General features: G+C 48.9%; 16 protein-coding genes. 10 read left to right on the plus strand and 6 right to left on the minus strand.

Features of this window, described 5'->3' with window-relative positions; translation table 11 throughout:
* Nucleotides 1–96 precede the first annotated feature (96 nt).
* From nusB to coaE, 6 genes are all read left to right on the plus strand, one after another.
* Nucleotides 97–1,266 carry a transcription antitermination factor NusB gene (gene nusB, locus AABK39_RS14335; protein ID WP_338392027.1) on the plus strand — a complete coding sequence of 390 codons (1,170 nt, stop codon included), beginning with the start codon at nt 97–99 and terminating at the stop codon, nt 1,264–1,266.
* A 120-nt stretch (nt 1,267–1,386) separates the two neighbouring features.
* On the plus strand, nt 1,387–1,695 hold the full coding sequence (locus AABK39_RS14340) for a YtxH domain-containing protein (RefSeq protein ID WP_338392028.1): 309 nt from the start codon (nt 1,387–1,389) through the stop codon (nt 1,693–1,695).
* An 11-nt stretch (nt 1,696–1,706) separates the two neighbouring features.
* Nucleotides 1,707–2,216, plus strand: a complete 510-nt coding sequence (locus tag AABK39_RS14345; protein WP_338392029.1) for a DUF1573 domain-containing protein — start codon at nt 1,707–1,709, stop codon at nt 2,214–2,216.
* A gap of 52 nt (nt 2,217–2,268) precedes the next feature.
* The gene (gene yajC / locus AABK39_RS14350; RefSeq protein WP_338392030.1) at nt 2,269–2,583 is read left to right on the plus strand and encodes a preprotein translocase subunit YajC; all 315 of its coding nucleotides are present in this window, start codon (nt 2,269–2,271) and stop codon (nt 2,581–2,583) included.
* Nucleotides 2,584–2,689: 106 nt separating this feature from the next.
* Nucleotides 2,690–3,673: a YbbR-like domain-containing protein gene (locus AABK39_RS14355; protein ID WP_338392031.1), complete on the plus strand. Its 984-nt coding sequence runs from the start codon at nt 2,690–2,692 to the stop codon at nt 3,671–3,673.
* A gap of 8 nt (nt 3,674–3,681) precedes the next feature.
* The gene (gene coaE / locus AABK39_RS14360; protein ID WP_338392032.1) at nt 3,682–4,272 is read left to right on the plus strand and encodes a dephospho-CoA kinase; all 591 of its coding nucleotides are present in this window, start codon (nt 3,682–3,684) and stop codon (nt 4,270–4,272) included.
* An 82-nt stretch (nt 4,273–4,354) separates the two neighbouring features.
* Here the strand turns inward: coaE and AABK39_RS14365 are convergent, their stop codons facing one another.
* From AABK39_RS14365 to tgt, 5 genes are all read right to left on the minus strand, one after another.
* Nucleotides 4,355–5,629, minus strand: coding sequence for a sulfate adenylyltransferase subunit 1 (locus AABK39_RS14365; RefSeq protein WP_338392033.1), 1,275 nt, complete (start codon nt 5,627–5,629; stop codon nt 4,355–4,357).
* Nucleotides 5,630–5,697: 68 nt separating this feature from the next.
* On the minus strand, nt 5,698–6,603 hold the full coding sequence (gene cysD / locus AABK39_RS14370) for a sulfate adenylyltransferase subunit CysD (protein WP_338392034.1): 906 nt from the start codon (nt 6,601–6,603) through the stop codon (nt 5,698–5,700).
* A gap of 13 nt (nt 6,604–6,616) precedes the next feature.
* A complete protein-coding gene (cysC, locus tag AABK39_RS14375) occupies nt 6,617–7,222 on the minus strand; it encodes an adenylyl-sulfate kinase (protein ID WP_338392035.1) in 606 nt (201 codons plus the stop codon).
* 335 nt (nt 7,223–7,557) lie between these two features.
* Entirely contained in the window at nt 7,558–8,640 is a 1,083-nt protein-coding gene (locus AABK39_RS14380) for an LptF/LptG family permease (RefSeq protein WP_338392036.1), read from the minus strand.
* 121 nt (nt 8,641–8,761) lie between these two features.
* Nucleotides 8,762–9,892: a tRNA guanosine(34) transglycosylase Tgt gene (gene tgt / locus AABK39_RS14385; RefSeq protein ID WP_338392037.1), complete on the minus strand. Its 1,131-nt coding sequence runs from the start codon at nt 9,890–9,892 to the stop codon at nt 8,762–8,764.
* Between the two features lie 168 nt (nt 9,893–10,060).
* Here tgt and AABK39_RS14390 point away from each other — a divergent pair, with 168 nt between their 5' ends.
* The 4 genes from AABK39_RS14390 (at nt 10,061) to AABK39_RS14405 (ending at nt 15,716) form a co-directional block, all read left to right on the plus strand.
* Nucleotides 10,061–11,173 carry a glycosyltransferase gene (locus AABK39_RS14390; RefSeq protein ID WP_338392038.1) on the plus strand — a complete coding sequence of 371 codons (1,113 nt, stop codon included), beginning with the start codon at nt 10,061–10,063 and terminating at the stop codon, nt 11,171–11,173.
* Nucleotides 11,164–11,769 carry an RNA polymerase sigma factor gene (locus tag AABK39_RS14395; protein WP_338392039.1) on the plus strand — a complete coding sequence of 202 codons (606 nt, stop codon included), beginning with the start codon at nt 11,164–11,166 and terminating at the stop codon, nt 11,767–11,769. The genes AABK39_RS14390 and AABK39_RS14395 overlap by 10 nt, the downstream gene beginning before the upstream one ends.
* Before the next feature lie 107 nt (nt 11,770–11,876).
* A complete protein-coding gene (gene rsmG, locus AABK39_RS14400) occupies nt 11,877–12,509 on the plus strand; it encodes a 16S rRNA (guanine(527)-N(7))-methyltransferase RsmG (protein WP_338392040.1) in 633 nt (210 codons plus the stop codon).
* A gap of 234 nt (nt 12,510–12,743) precedes the next feature.
* Entirely contained in the window at nt 12,744–15,716 is a 2,973-nt protein-coding gene (locus AABK39_RS14405) for a DUF2723 domain-containing protein (protein WP_338392041.1), read from the plus strand.
* 111 nt (nt 15,717–15,827) lie between these two features.
* Here AABK39_RS14405 and AABK39_RS14410 read toward each other — a convergent pair whose 3' ends face one another.
* The gene (locus AABK39_RS14410) at nt 15,828–16,172 is read right to left on the minus strand and encodes a tRNA-binding protein (RefSeq protein WP_338392042.1); all 345 of its coding nucleotides are present in this window, start codon (nt 16,170–16,172) and stop codon (nt 15,828–15,830) included.
* Nucleotides 16,173–16,263 lie beyond the last annotated feature (91 nt).

Here is a 16,263-nt window from a genome sequence, read left to right on the forward strand (position 1 = left end):
GGCGAATTCCCTCCCCCTTTCCGCGGAAAATTCCGTAGATTGGAAAACAAAACACGTTCTTTCAACAATTTCAGATCATCGTAACTTCGTTCTTAAATGCTTAACAGGAGATCGATTAGAATCAAGGCCATGCAGACCTTGTTCGCTTTGGAACAATGCAGAAAGGCAAACCTGAACATCGCCCGCGAACAAATCCGCGAAACCTTCATGCCGGACCTCAACTCTATGGAGCCACAGGACCCCGCCAAACTGAAGGCGGAAGCGGAAGAGGCGCTCAGACTGTTCAACAGCAGCTACGCCGTAGGCAAACTGGACTCTGCTCCGGACACTCCCGCCGATTCGCTTTCGGCATCTAGGGCGGCCCTGGATTTCTATTATAAGAAGAACGACAACGACTACGTGTTCTTCCGCAAGCACATGATCGACCAGGCAGAGATGATCTTTGACCTTTGCGTTGAGATTTTGCTTTTCAACGTGGAATTCGGCAAACTGGCGGAAGCGGACTTCGAAAAGAGATCTAACAACACCCTAGTACAGGCACAGCCCGTAGGCAAAGGAGCTTTGAACCTAAGCCGTAATCGCGTGCTTAACGAACTCGCCGAAAGACTTCGCAAACGTACAGGAGGCCTGGACAACGACCAGCGCGACAACGCCGAGATCTGGTTCAAAACTATCTTGCGCCGCGATCCCGTTTACAAGGACTACCTCCAAAACGAGGCCCCGACCTTTGAGGATGACAAACAGATTCTCCTGCACATCATCAAACAGATTTTGTTCAAAAACGAACAAGTTCTCGCCTACATGGAGTCAAAGGATATCAATTGGGCGGAAAACCGCGCGATTGTCCGCAGTATGGCTTCAAAATCCGTAAAGCTCGTAACCGAAGACAACCTCGGCGACGCGGAGCTGGCGGAACTCTCGATGAACTGGGAAGAGGACCGCGCTTTCTTCGAACTAATTTTCGACCTTGTCGTTAAAAACGAAAGGGAGATAGAGAACTTGGTATCGGAAAAAGCCCAGAACTGGTCAAAGGAAAGGATCACCGACCTGGATTTGGTTATTCTGAAAATGGCCATAGCAGAGTTGATGAACTTCCCGAGCATCCCCGTAAAAGTAACGATCAACGAATACGTGGAGCTCGCCAAAAACTACTCTACCCCGAAAAGTAAAAAATTCGTCAACGGCATCTTGGACGTTGCCGCCGAAACATTGCAAAGCAAAGGGAAAATCAAGAAAAGCGGGCGCGGCTTGCTTGACAATAAATAAGCCGTTCTTTCTTTTGTTAGATATTTAGAATATTTTTATAGGGTACAAAGGCTTCCTCATGAAGCCTTTGTATCGTATAGATCAATATATTTTTAGCGAATCGGTTAAACAATTGTTATAATGAGCAGAAAAACGAACACCCTACTTGCTTTCCTTACCGGTGCTACCGCGGGAGCAATCCTGGGCATACTTTACGCTCCGGACGAGGGATCAAACACACGCGACAAACTTTCTTACAAACTTTCAAAATACAGGGCCAAGCTCCAGAGTCTGATCGACGACCTAATCTCGGCCAACGAAGCTCCGACCTCAGAAGCCAAAACCGAAGGACAACGAGTGGTTACGGAAGCCAAAGAAAAAGCCGAAAGGCTCTTGGGTGACGTGGACGAGTTGATCAGCCAAATCAAAGGGGCCGAAAAAGAAGCCTAAGACTCACGATTATGAAAACATTAATCGCTAACGCTTTGGGAATAGTCGCTCTGGCAACCGTAACGGCTTGCTCGGGCACCAAAAGCGAAAACACTTCGCAAACAACTACCGAAGCAGCGCATAGCACCAAACCGGCAACCGAACTGACGGAAGCCAAAAAACCGAACGCTAAAGAGGCTCCGAAATTCCAGTTTGAGCAGACCGAGTACAAATTCGGGGAAGTGAAACAAGGGGCCGTAGTCACCCACGTGTTCAAGTTCAAGAACACAGGCAAATCGGCATTGGTTATCCAAAATATCGGCACTTCGTGCGGATGCACCACACCTTCGTATTCCAAAGAGCCTATCGCTCCTGGAAAGTCTGGCGAAATCACGGTAAAATTCGACACCAAAGGCAAGCGCGGACAGCAGTCGAAATCTATCCGCATTACCGCCAACACAATTCCAGCCACTACCGTATTGCGTCTTTTAGGCGCCGTAGATCCAGGTCCGGACTTGAGCAACGGCCCAGTGAAACAATAATACACAAGGCTCTCGGAAGCCTTTTCGAAGAAGAATCCAAACACGGAAGAATATGAATTTCGAAACAATTTTGGCGCAAGCCGCGCCTGCCCAAGGAAACCCTTGGCAAAGCTGGGTCATGATCGGCCTGATTTTCGTCGTTTTCTATTTCTTTATGATCCGTCCTCAGCAAAAGCGCCAGAAGGAGCATAAGAAGCTGATCGACGCAATCAAAAAAGGTGACGAGATCGTTACGGCCGGAGGCATCCACGGAAAAATCGTTAGCCTCGGCGACAATGACATCACTATCGACATTGACGGCAGAGGAACAAAAATGACCATCGACAGATCGTCTGTTTCCAGAGTCAAAGGAGAAGAGAAAAAATAAACACAAAGGGACCGCAAGACCGTTTGCGGTCCCTACCTTTCCTTTTTCGGGCGAATATTACGCCCTTTGCGTCCTCCAACTTTTACTGTAAGGCTCACTCGCTACGTTGAAAAACTGGAAAAACATCTTACCCCAAATCAAACGCTTTCTGCGTTATCTCGCTCCAGCCGACAAGGAACGCCTGAAGATTATGATCATGTGTTTTGTCACGGCCACGATCTTTTGGTTTTTCAACGCCCTGAACAAAGATTACAGAACGGACATCACTTATCCGATCTCTTTCGAATACGAAAACCCGGAGGAGTATACTGTAGTTGAACCTCTTCCGGAAAACATGACCGTACAGATCAAAGGCCGCGGTTGGCGTTTGCTTTCTCTTGTTTTCGACTACGATCCGGAGCCTTTTCCGATAATCCTCACCGCTCCTGACGAGATCAAAACGCAGAACACCGCTCCGCTGATGCAATCGATAAAGAACTTCTTCAAGGAGCGCCACGATATCTTTGTCGACAACATTATGCCTACGGCTTTTCAAATCGATATCGAAACCCGAGTCGAACGTAAGCTTCCCGCATATGTTGACCCAAGCACCCTAAAGCTTGGGAAAAATATCCGGCTCAAAGGAGTTCCGACAGTTACCCCTAAGTTGGTTTCCGTTACCGGACCCGACAAATATGTCAATAGCCTTCCGGACTCGATCGCCATCAGTCTTTCAGACCAAACCATCGAGGAAAACTTTGACGAAAACGTTCCTATCGAAATCCCTAACTCCGATTGGATTGAAACATACCCGTCAAAAGTCAAGGTCAGAATCGAAGTTTATACGGTGGCGAGCCTCCAACACAGAGCCGTTGTCGTTCCCGTCAATTTCCCTTACGGATATAAATTGGCCACCGACATAACGTGGCTGAGCTACACGATACCGAAAGACCATCCCGACCGCCTTTCGGACCAAGATTTCATCGTGGAAGCGGACTTCAGAAAGATGCTTCCCGACTCTACAATCAGACCTGAATTAGTACAATTCCCATCAGGAGTAGAGTCCGTGAAACTTGACACAATGCGACTCAAGGTCATCCATTTGAGATAAACCCCAACATGCTAAAGATAGGAATCACGGGCGGAATCGGCTCCGGAAAGTCGGTGGTATGCCGTATTTTCAAGACGCTGGGCGTGCCCGTTTACGACGCCGACAGCCAAGCCCGAAAGCTTATGAACCGCTCCGCCGAACTGATCGAGAAAATTCAGGACGCTTTCGGCAAAGAAACATATAAGGAAGGGAAACTTGACAGGCAACACTTGGCGCAGAAGGTATTCGGAAACCCAGAAGCGCTTCAGAAGCTTAATTCTCTGGTACACCCGGCCGTGGCTTCGGATTTTGAAAAATGGACAGGGGAACAATCCTCAAAAGGCCACAAATACGCCATAAAAGAAGCTGCGGTGATGTTGGAACACGGAAAACCGCCGGAACTTGATTATGTAATAGCCGTAAGCACTCCGGAAGATATACGGATCGACAGGATAAAGCTTCGCGACCCGCAACGCTCCGAAGAGCAGATCAAATCGATTATGGCCCGCCAACTTCCTCAAAAAACCATAGTGGAAAGAGCCGATTTCGAAATAAAAAACAACGACAGCCTATCGGTTCTACAACAAGCTTTAGAGCTTCATAAAAAACTGAGCCTTTAAGCTTTTCGAGAAATAAGACATAAAAAAATTCTTCCCGGAAATTAACCGGGAAGAATTTTTTTATGTCGTTACGATCTTTGGTTTAAATCACCATTCCGGCGCCTACGGTTACGTTTGTAGACTCGTCAATGATGATAAAACTACCCGTTTCGCGGTTTCTGTGATACGAATCAACGAAAAGTGGGTTAGTCGTCTTCAATTTCACCCTAACGATATCGTTAACCTTCACACTCTTATCGTCCTCGATCAAATCAAGGGTATTGATATTAACCTTGTTCACTACTTCGGTCACCATACAACGCGCTTCATTAGAAGTGTGTCGGATAACGTATTTCGTTCTAGGAGTCATCGGCTGTTCGCTCATCCAGCAAAGTGTAGCTTCGAACTCGCGTACAGATTCCGGAAGGTTCTCCGTACCCACGATCATTCCTCCACGGCTGATGTCGATCTCGTCTTCAAGAGTCAACGTTACGGACATTGGAGGGAAAGCCTCTTCCAAATCACCGCCCATCGACACGATAGCTTTCACCTTCGTAGTCAAACCTGACGGCAATACCGTAACCTCGTCGCCCGGATGGAAAACACCACCGCTCACGCGACCGGCGAATCCGCGGAAATCGTGGAATTCGTCAGAGTGAGGGCGGATAACCGTCTGTACAGGGAAGCGTTGGTCTTCGTAGTTACGGTCGCCGCTTAGCTCAACGTTTTCCAAGTGTCCCAACAATGTCGGACCTTGGTACCAAGGCATTTTTTCCGACTCGTTCACGACGTTGTCGCCGTAAAGCGCGCTGATCGGGAACACTTCGAATTCTTTTACACCAAGCTTTTCGGCGAAAGCCGTCACTTCGGCCTTAATGCTATTGTAAACGCCCTCGTCGTAATCCGCCAAGTCCATTTTGTTCACACAAAAAGCGACGTGAGGAATACCCAACGAGTGGGCGATATATGTATGGCGGCAAGTCTGCTCCACAACACCGTGGCGGGCGTCGATAAGGATAACCGCCAAGTTTGCCGTAGACGCGCCAGTCACCATATTGCGGGTGTACTGGATGTGGCCCGGAGTATCGGCGATGATAAACTTACGCTTCGGCGTAGCGAAGTAACGGTAAGCCACGTCGATCGTGATACCCTGTTCGCGCTCGGCGCGGAGACCGTCAGTCAAAAGGGCCAAGTTCACGTTCTCGTCGCCACGGCGACGGCTCGATTCCTCAACGGCCTCAAGTTGGTCTTCAAAAATTGATTTCGAATCATAGAGCAAGCGCCCGATCAGGGTACTTTTGCCGTCGTCGACACTGCCCGCGGTAGTGAAGCGGAGCAACTCCATGTCAAGATATGTATTGCTGTCTGTAGCCTGCATGGTTTCTTTTTCGATAATGGACGCCGGACTGGCCGTCGCGTCCGTGTTGTACGCTTTACTACTTTACACTAGAAATAACCTTGGCGCTTACGGTCTTCCATAGCGGCCTCCGAACGTTTGTCATCGGCGCGGGTTCCGCGTTCGGTTTGCCTTGAAGCGGCAACTTCCTCGATGATGTCCTCAAGCGTAGAGGCGTCCGAGAATACGGCGCCGGTACAAGTCATATCACCGATGGTACGGAAACGAACCACACGGTTTTCAGGAATTTCCGTTTCCCTTCTCGGGATTACGTCCGTAGCGGCCAAAGGCACTCCGTCGCGCAAGAAGATGTCGCGCTTGTGAGAAAAGTAAAGCGACGGCAATTCGATTCCCTCATGGAGAATGTACTGCCAGATATCCATTTCAGTCCAGTTCGAAATCGGGAACACACGGAAATGCTCGCCCATTTGGTGGCGTCCGTTAAAGATGTTCCAGAGTTCCGGGCGCTGGTTTTTAGGATCCCACTGACCGAAGTCGTCACGGTGAGAGAAAAAGCGTTCCTTGGCGCGAGCTTTTTCCTCGTCGCGGCGGGCACCACCCATGCAGGCGTCGAATTTGTTTGTCTCGATAGTGTCGAGCAAAGTAACGGTTTGCAAAGCGTTACGGCTTGCGTTGAAGCCCTTTTCCTCCACCACTTTGCCTTCGTCGATAGACTGTTGTACGGAACCGACAACAAGGCGGGCACCGATTTTCTCGACGTATCTGTCACGGAACTCGATCGTCTCCGGGAAGTTGTGCCCAGTGTCCACGTGTACCAACGGGAACGGGATTTTGGCGGGATAAAAAGCTTTCACGGCCAAGTGGGCCACTACTATAGAGTCTTTACCTCCGGAAAACAGTAATGCAGGATTCTCGAATTGAGCGGCCACCTCGCGGATCACGTACATGGCTTCCGCCTCAAGCTCCTTAAGGTGTGTTAAGTTATATGATTTCATGGAACTCCTTTTTTTATTCCACCTCGTATTTTATTTTCTCCAAAACGGCCTCCACCAACTTGCGGTGCGATTCCTCCAACGGTTCTTTGTCCGTAGAGACAACCAAATCGGCCGTTTGCGGCTCCTCGAAAGGAGAATCTATGCCTGTGAAATTCTTGATCTCTCCGGCGCGGGCCTTGGCATAAAGGCCCTTTACGTCGCGACGCTCACATTCCTCAACCGAACAGCTGACAAACACCTCGAAATACCGGTCTCCGACAATCTCCCGAGCCATACATCGGATTTCTTCGGTAGGGCTAATCATCGAACAAATGGTCACTACGCCACATTTGGCGAATAGTTTGGCCGTTTCGGCAGCTCGACGGATGTTCTCCTTCCGGTCCTCCTCGGAAAAACCCAGGTTGTTGTTGATGCCGACGCGCAAATTATCGCCGTCGAGCAACTGGGTCAGGAATCCCTGCTCGTGCAGGGTGTTTTCCAAAGCTCTAGCCAACGTGCTTTTTCCCGAGCCGGACAGCCCAACCATCCAGATGACATAAGCCCTTTGCTTAAGTCTTTCTTCCTTGTCCTCAGTCTGAAGCAAGGTGTCGAAAATTGGGTAAATGTTTTCAGCAGTCATGGTTCGCGGGTGTTGATACCCGATCTTTTTTGTGAGATAAAACTCTTTGGACAGGCAACTATTCCGGTTTTATTCAAACGGACACCTGCCTTTTCAGGTACTCCAAAGCGTCACAGTCTTTAGTTGGATGCCAAATTTAACACATTAATCCTGAATAAGAAATAAGCCCATTCATTACGAGTTTCATATCCACTAAACGTTTCCGGTATAAAATTATCGCGCAAGCGTACTTTTGATGCCAGCCCAAGCAACCCTTCCAGGTCATGGCAAACAAAAAAGCCTCCCTCAGCATACGCAAAAGAAGGCTTTCCTATCATTACAGGATCGTTTTCGTCTTATTTAGGCGCTATCTTGTATAAATAAGCCCCGATTGCCGCAAAGACCACATTCGGTATCCATACGGCTACTATAGGGTTCATGGAGCCTGCTTCGGCCATGGTTCGGCTAAACATAAAGAATATAATGTAGACAAAAGCCAAAGTAAATCCGATGGCTATCTGTGCCCCGGCGCCTCCACGCGATTTTTTTGAGGATACCACAACTCCGATCAGCGTCAGGATAATTACTGCGAACGGGGATGTGAAACGGATATATTTTTCAACAACGTAAGGCAACACGTTATCGGCTCCACGAGTACGCAAATCGGCGATATACTCATCCAGCTCCGGCATTGTCAAGGCTTCGTAAAGCCGGTTTTGGTTGCCGAAATATTTTGGGGAAATATTAAGTAACGTGTCCAACTGTTTTCCTGAAGAGACGGAGACATGCCCTTTGTCGTCAATATCCCGGCGTTCCCAGTCTTTGAACCTCCAACCTATCGAATCGCCTCTCCACTGCATCCGGCGGGCCGTGAGTTTCGACACCACTTTGGCGCCGTCCATTTCCTCCAGTGTTACGGTACGCCCAGAATCCGACCCTACATTATAAGAATAAAGGTACAGATAAAGGTTATCGGCCACTTTCACGTGAACGTTTTTCTGGTCAAAGCTATAATCACCGCCCTGACGAAACTCCTGCTCGAAGAGCAAACGGTTTTTGTTCGTATTCGGAATCACCCAACCATTGAGGCCAAAACTCAGAACACCCACTAACACGGACCCGACAATATAAGGCTGAAGTAGCCTGTTGAAACTTACGCCACCGCTCAGGATCGCCACAATTTCGGAACGCCCGGTAAGCATTGCCGTCACGTACACCGTAGCTATAAAGATGGTCAAAGGCGTAATAAAATTCGCCACCCAAATGCCGAAATCCAGATAATACCGGAACACTTGAGCGCCCGGAGCGGCGTTCTCAATATATTTTTGGTTGTTTTCCGCAAAGTCGATTACGCAGACGACTGACACGATAATCAACACCACGAAGAAAAAAGTCGTCAGGAATTTCCTGATAATATAGCGGTCAAGGATTTTAAACATAGCTCGGTCGCAATCTCACTGGTAAAAAGTCCGTAATTCTTTCTCTTGGACACTGACAAACAATCCGACGGACAAAGAACAGGGGAAACAGCCACACCGTTTCCCCTCCATATATCGTCACTTACAGCCTGCGGCTGACTTTCTCCACCATCATGTTCTTCCAACTGGCAAATTCGCCAGTCTTAATTTTCTCTCTGGCTTCGTTTACCAACCAAAGATAGAAGGTCAAATTGTGAATGCTGGCAATTTGGGCACCCAACATTTCCTTGGCATGAACCAAATGCCTCAAATAAGCCTTCGTATAGAACAACGACACATGACCTCCGATATTGGCGTCGATCGGAGAAAAATCGTCCTTCCACTTCTCGTTACGGATATTTATAATACCCTCGCTCGTAAACAGCATTCCGTTACGGGCGTTTCGGGTAGGCATCACGCAGTCTAGCATATCCACACCCAAAGCGATACTTTCCAAAATATTCGCAGGAGTTCCCACTCCCATCAAATATCTCGGCTTGTCTTCCGGAAGAATGTTCGTTACCAAGTCGGTGGTTTCGTACATCATCTCCGCCGGCTCGCCCACTGACAATCCGCCAATGGCGTTTCCGTCACGGCCGTACGAAGCGATAGTTTCCGCCGAACGCTCACGCAGATCTTTGTATACGCTACCCTGCACGATAGGGAAAAGTGTCTGGTTGTAGCCGTAAAGGCCTTCCGTCTCGTCTACCCTGTCTACGCAACGCTTCAACCAACGGTGCGTGCGCTCCATTGAGTTTTTGGCGTAAGCGTAATCGCACGGATAAGGCGTACATTCGTCGAAAGCCATGATGATATCGGCGCCGATCTTGCGTTCGATATCCATCACGCCTTCTGGCGTAAACATATGTCTGGATCCATCGATGTGCGATTTAAACATCACGCCCTCTTCGGTGATCTTCCGCGTTCCGGCCAACGAAAACACCTGATATCCGCCACTATCGGTCAAAATCGGGCGGTCCCAGCCGTTAAACTTGTGCAATCCGCCGGCCTGCTGAAGGATATCCAGCCCCGGACGCAAATACAAATGATATGTGTTACCCAGAATAATCTGAGCTTTAACATCTTCCTTCAACTCCCGTGTATGCACGGCCTTAACGGTCCCCGCAGTACCTACAGGCATGAATATCGGCGTGCGGATAGTCCCGTGGTCGGTCGTGATTTCTCCTGCCCGCGCCTTACTCTTCGGGTCTTTGTGTTGCAACTCGAATTTCATCCTTACTCTCTCTAGTGAACGGACAAAAATAGCCCAATTATTCTTAAAATTGAATTTAATTGATGAACTTACGTTGCGCTTTTCCGCCCAAAAGGCGAAAACAGCGGACGGCTCAGTGTGTGCGGGACACCGGTTTTGGTTCCCGAAAGGATAACATCGAAAAAGAACATGTTGATTGATATCATATTTGTATTTTTTTTGGCTTCGGCTTTCATTCGCCTGTTTTATTCGCTACTTTTCTTTACAAGAAACACCGTCCCGGAACAGCCGGCGACCAAGGAAGCGCAAAGCGTTCCGGTTTCCGTTATCGTATGCGCACACAACGAATTGGAGAATCTGAAAGAACTCCTTCCCGCGCTTTACGTACAAAATCACAACGATTTCGAAATCATAGTGGCCGATGACCGCTCAACCGACGGCACGGGCGATTGGCTACGGCAAGAAATCCCGAAAAGCCGGGGAAGACTGCGTAGCGTAAGGGTGGATGAGACACCCTCCCACATCGACCACAAGAAGTTCGCCGTGACGATGGCCGTGAAGGCCGCGCGTCACGAACGCATGCTCTTCACCGACGCCGACTGCCGTCCAGCTTCCGAAAATTGGGTAGCCGGCATGGCTTCAAAATTCGACAAAGGCGTGGATTTCGTTATCGGTTATTGCCAATACCAACGTAGACGGGGCCTGTTGAACGCACTGATTCGTTTTGAAACGATGATGAGCGGACTACTTTACTTGGGCTTTGCCCGTGCGGGCAATCCTTACATGGCCGTAGGCCGAAATATGGCTTACCGCAAGTCCGTTTTCCTGGCCAATAACGGATTTGGAAAACTGCAGGGCATTACCGGTGGTGACGACGACCTGCTGGTAAACAAGCTGGCCAACAGGAAAAACGCAAGAGTGGCCACGGGCAAAGACGTCGCCGTGTTGTCCGTGCCAAAAACTACATGGAGAGGCTTCGGAAGACAAAAGACCAGACATTTGTCTGTCGGGAAATATTACAAAACCACCGACAGAATTGCCTTAGGAATCTTTTATCTTTCGATAATTATATTTTGGTCGTCATTTATTACGTTATTAAGTGCAACCCACGAACTATATTGGGTTGCGGGCGGTTATTCCGTCGTAATGTTGGTGACAACGGCCGTATGGGGAATGGCCGCGAAACGGATGCCTGACGATTTCAGGGTATGGAAAATACCCGTCCTGGATTTCCTTTTCCCGGTTTATTACATTCTTATCGGATTACGGGCGTTCTTTTCAAAAAAGGTTCAATGGAGCTAAAAAAAGAGTTTTCGAACAAGGCCCTCGAGGATTTCGCACATATCGACAGGGCGGTCCAAGGTGACCAGCAAGCGTACGCCGAACTTATGAAGCGCTATCGCAAGCCCGTCTACCACATGATCCTGAAAATGATCCGGAACGTCGACGACGCCGAGGACCTTACGATAGAAGCCTTTGCTAAGGCTTTCAAAAATTTGCACAAATTCAAAAAGGATTATACGTTCTCGACTTGGCTTTTCCGGATAGCCACGAACAACTGTATTGATTTTATCCGAAAAAAGCGTCTGGAAACCATGAGCATCGATTCCACCTACACCGACGACAACGGCGAGGTAGTGGGCATCGACGTGAGGGATTCGGACCTGAACCCGCAAGAGGTAGCGATCAAGAGCCAGAAAATCGATTTGGTGCGGACGTTCGTAACGCAACTGCCACCGAAATACCAGCGCCTGGTGCGTTTGCGCTATTTCGACGAGCTTTCTTACGACGAAATTTCCAAAACGCTGGACGCTCCGCTGGGCACCATCAAGGCGCAACTCCACCGCGCCCGGGAACTGATGTACGACTTGGTAAAAGGGAAAGAACAGCATATCTGACATATTTTAGGTAAATTTGCCAGACCAAAAGCCAAGGTCCGGACTATGGTCGGTCTTTGGCTTTTGTTTTTCCTAACGAATTCGGCATCCATTTAATCCTTGATACCGTGGCTGAAGCAACGATCATCAACAAATATTTCCCCGATCTTTCGGACATACAAAAGGAACGATTTGAGGCCCTTGGCAAACTTTACGCCGAGTGGAACCAGAAGATTAACGTCGTTTCAAGAAAAGATATAGAATCGCTGTACGAGCGCCATGTCCTGCACTCGTTGGGCATAGCCAAGGTACAGACTTTCAAACCCGGCTCCGAAATCCTGGACGTGGGGACCGGTGGCGGTTTTCCCGGAATTCCGTTGGCCATTATGTTTCCGGAATCCCGCTTTTACTTGGTCGATTCGATCGGCAAGAAGATAAAAGTGGTAAAAGGCGTGGCCGAGGCTTTGGAACTGGACAACGTTTACGCCGAACAAACCCGCGCCGAGCAGGTCGGGCACGAATTCGATTTTATCGTAAGCCGGGCCGTGACTCGCCTTAAGCCGTTTTACCAATGGATAAAAAACAAGGTGAAAGCCGAATCGGTGCATGAACGCAAAAACGGCATCCTTTACCTGAAAGGCGGAGACCTTGCCGAAGAGCTGAAAGAAGCGAAAAAGAAATACGAGCTTTATGAATTGAAAGACTTTTTCGAAGAAGAGTTTTTCGAAACCAAAAAGGTGGTGTACGTACCTATGGGCTAAGTTCAAACGACCTTTGGGGGCACACTCTCCGGGAATGAAAATCCGGTTCGGACAGGCTTAACAATTTTTAACGTTCCCGCCCGGAGAGCCTTGCCCCAAAATTGTATATTCACTATACACGAAGAATACGGACCGAGTGACCGGAGCAGTCGGAAAAAATATTTATTTTAGCCCGACTTACCGAAACCGGTATCTTTTTTTGAAAAAAGTTTTTGCAAGGATAATAACTATACAATGTTTAATTACAGGAAGGCCAACAATATCACGGGCTGGATAGTCTTCGCGATTTCCACGCTGGTATATTGGTTGACGGTAGAACCTACCGCAAGTTTTTGGGATTGCGGCGAATTCATCGCCTGCTCGTACAAGCTGGAAGTACCGCACCCGCCGGGAGCGCCTTTTTATCTCTTGCTTGGCCGTATGTTCTCGCTCCTCGCCGGTGGCGACACCTCTATGGTAGCTTATTGGATCAACATCCTGAGCGTATTGGCCGGAGGCTTCACCGTGCTGTTCCTGTTCTGGACCATCACTATGCTGGGCAGAAAACTGCTCAGCGCCACCGACACCGAAAAAATAGACCAGGCTACGGGCCTGAAATTACTCGGAGCGGGCATAGTCGGCTCATTGGCTTATTCGTTTACCGACACGGCTTGGTTCTCGGCCGTTGAAGCCGAAGTGTACTCGATGTCCTCGTTCTTTACCGCTTTGGTGGTTTGGGCGATGCTCAAATGGGATTTGATCGACGACGAAAGCACCGGCAACCGCTGGCTGATTTTCATCGCATACATGATCGGGCTCTCTATCGGCGTTCACTTGCTCAACCTCGTGACCTTCCCGGCTTTGGGCCTTATTTATTATTTCAAAAAATATAAGGAAACCACTTTACAAGGCATTATCGTCACGCTATTGATCAGTGTCGTGATCGTTTTGTTTATCAACGACCTGATTATCCCTGGCTTACCTTCATTGGCCGGAAGTATCGAAATTTTCTTCGTGAACTCGCTCGGCATGCCTTTCGGCTCGGGTATTATTTTCTTCGTCCTGATATTTTTGGGAGGCCTTATCTTCTCGATTTACTTCAGCCAGAAGAAAGCCATGGCCACGCTGAACATGTTCTTGCTCGGCTTCGCTTTTATCCTGATCGGATATTCTTCATACACGATCATTCCTATCCGCTCGGCATACAACCCGCCGATTGACGAGAACAACCCGGAAAACATCATCTCGTTCGTTTCTTACCTTAAGCGTGAGCAATACGGATCGCGTCCGCTTCTCTTCGGACCTTATTACGACGCCAAACTCACGGGCACGGAAAAAGGAGCGAAAGTATACGAGCGCCGTGGCGACCGCTACGAAGTGGTGGACCGCAAGCTGACTTACAAATACGACGAGTCTCGCCAAACGATCTTCCCACGGATTTACTCAAGCAACCCACCGTCACATATCGAAGCGTACCAAAACGCTCTCGGCTTAGCTCCGGGCGAACAGCCTAACTTCGCAGATAACTTGTCGTTCTTCTTCTCCGATCAAATCGGAAGGATGTATATGCGCTATTTCCTCTGGAACTTCTCCGGCAGGGAAAGCGACGAAAAAGGCGCTGGCTGGACTTCTCCCGTAGATGCTTTTAAGGAATTGCCCGACTCGATCAAGAACAATGCGGGACACAATAATTACTTGATGATTCCGCTGATCATCGGCCTGATCGGTTTCTTCTTTAATTTAAATAAAAACCCGAAAGTGTTCGGCGCAGTCGGACTTCTGTTCGTTATGCTGGGCGTCGCGTTGGTTGTTTATCTGAACATGCCACCCGTAGAGCCTCGCGAGCGTGATTATATCTTCGTAGGTTCCTTCTACGCATTCTGTATCTGGATAGGTTTCGGTGTGCTCAGCATCTCAAGGTGGCTCAGCCAAGTGGGACCAAAAGGCGCCACGGCCGCGGTGATGGCTACGGTAATCGGCCTTTCCGCCCCGACTATGCTTTTGGCCGAAAACTGGAACGACCATGACCGCTCGGACAGGTATTTCTCTGTAGACACAGCCAAAAACTTCCTCGATTCTTGCGCGCCAAACGCCATTATCTTTACCGGCGGCGATAACGATACTTTCCCGCTCTGGTATGTGCAGGAAGTCGAAGGTTACCGCACCGACGTCCGCGTAATCGTACTCAGCTACTTCAACACCGACTGGTACGTACACCAAATGATGCGCTCGCAGTACGATTCCGAGGCCCTGCCGTTCTCGTTCACGGCCGACGACGTACGCCAAGGCGGTGTTCTGGACTACGCTTACTACCAGAAAAACGACCGTATCAACGGAGCTATCGACGCCAAGCGCTACTTGCAATTGCTTAAGAAGAAAAGCCCGGCGCTTATTGCGCAAACCCAAGACGGGCAATTGGCCACCGTTCCTTCCAAGTCGATGTATTACGATATCGATTCGGCGAAAGTGGACGCATTAGGAATTGTTCCCGAAAACCTCAAGCACCTGATGGTAGACAAGATGGTGTGGACGATGAAAACCAATGTATTGGAGAAAAACGCCCTGATGGTAATCGACCTGATTACGAACAATAACTGGGAGCGTCCGATTTACTTCAACCACACGTCTAAGTCAGGAATCGGTATCGACTTGAACCCGTACCTTGTACAGGAAGGCAATGCGTTCCGCCTGCTTCCGGTTAAAAACCCGAACCCGAGAGCCGACTTCGTAAGCACTGAGGTGATGTACAAGAACTTTATGGGTGGCAAATTCCACCACACCGGTCTTCAGGACTCGACGGTTTACTACAACAAAGACTACCGCGACTTCGTAACTAACTCGCGCGCCAACTTCAACACTTTGGCCGAAGCTCTTATCTACGAAAACCAAGAGGAGAAAGCCAAAGAGGTTCTAAACAGAAGCTTGGAATGGATGCCTACCAACGTAATCCCGGCGGATTACACGGCTTCGCAGACAATCGCTATGCTTCTTTTGCTTAACGAAGCTGACAAAGCTCTCCCGCTTATTCATCAGGTGACCAAAAACTCGGACCAGATGTTGACATACTACGCCAAGCAGGGAACAGCAATCAACCGCGATATCCAAGTAAACTTGTACTTGCTCAACAATATGGCTGACGACCTGAAACGCGCCGGCCAAGCCGATCTTGAAAAAGAGGTAAGAGGAATATTGAACAAGCACTTGGCCGCTTTTGGCGGACGACGCTAAGCTGATCCAGAGTAAAAAGTAAAGCGCAAAGAGTCTGCGCCTACACTTATTTGCTTAAAACATAAAATAAGCCCAACGCATCTGACGTTGGGCTTTTTCTTTGTCTGAAATTCAGCTCACTCTCAAGCCATTTTCCACTTCCTTATCGGGCCGAAGCAAAACTACTTTTCCTCCGGCATCCACAGCTCCCAGCACCAAACACTCGCTCATTATGTTTGCGATCTGCTTCGGCGGAAAATTGACTACGGCCACCACTTGGGTTCCCGGCAAATCCTCGGGCTTGTAGATATCGGTGATCTGCGCGGAGGTCTTGAGAATGCCGAGCTCTCCGAAATCCACTTTCATTTTATAGGCGGACCGACGGGCCTCTTTAAATTCCTCGGCTTCCAAAACTGTTCCTACACGGATATCCACTTTTTCAAAATCCGCCCACGATAACGTCTGGTCTCTTTCCATTTTTCATTTTCCAGTTAAAAACACAACCCCTCCCCCGACAAACACCACTCATTCTAACAAAATAATCGACTGCGAATTCACATAGAAGCGA

Source organism: Fulvitalea axinellae, assembly GCF_036492835.1.
Taxonomy (GTDB): Bacteria; Bacteroidota; Bacteroidia; order Cytophagales; family Cyclobacteriaceae; genus Fulvitalea; species Fulvitalea axinellae.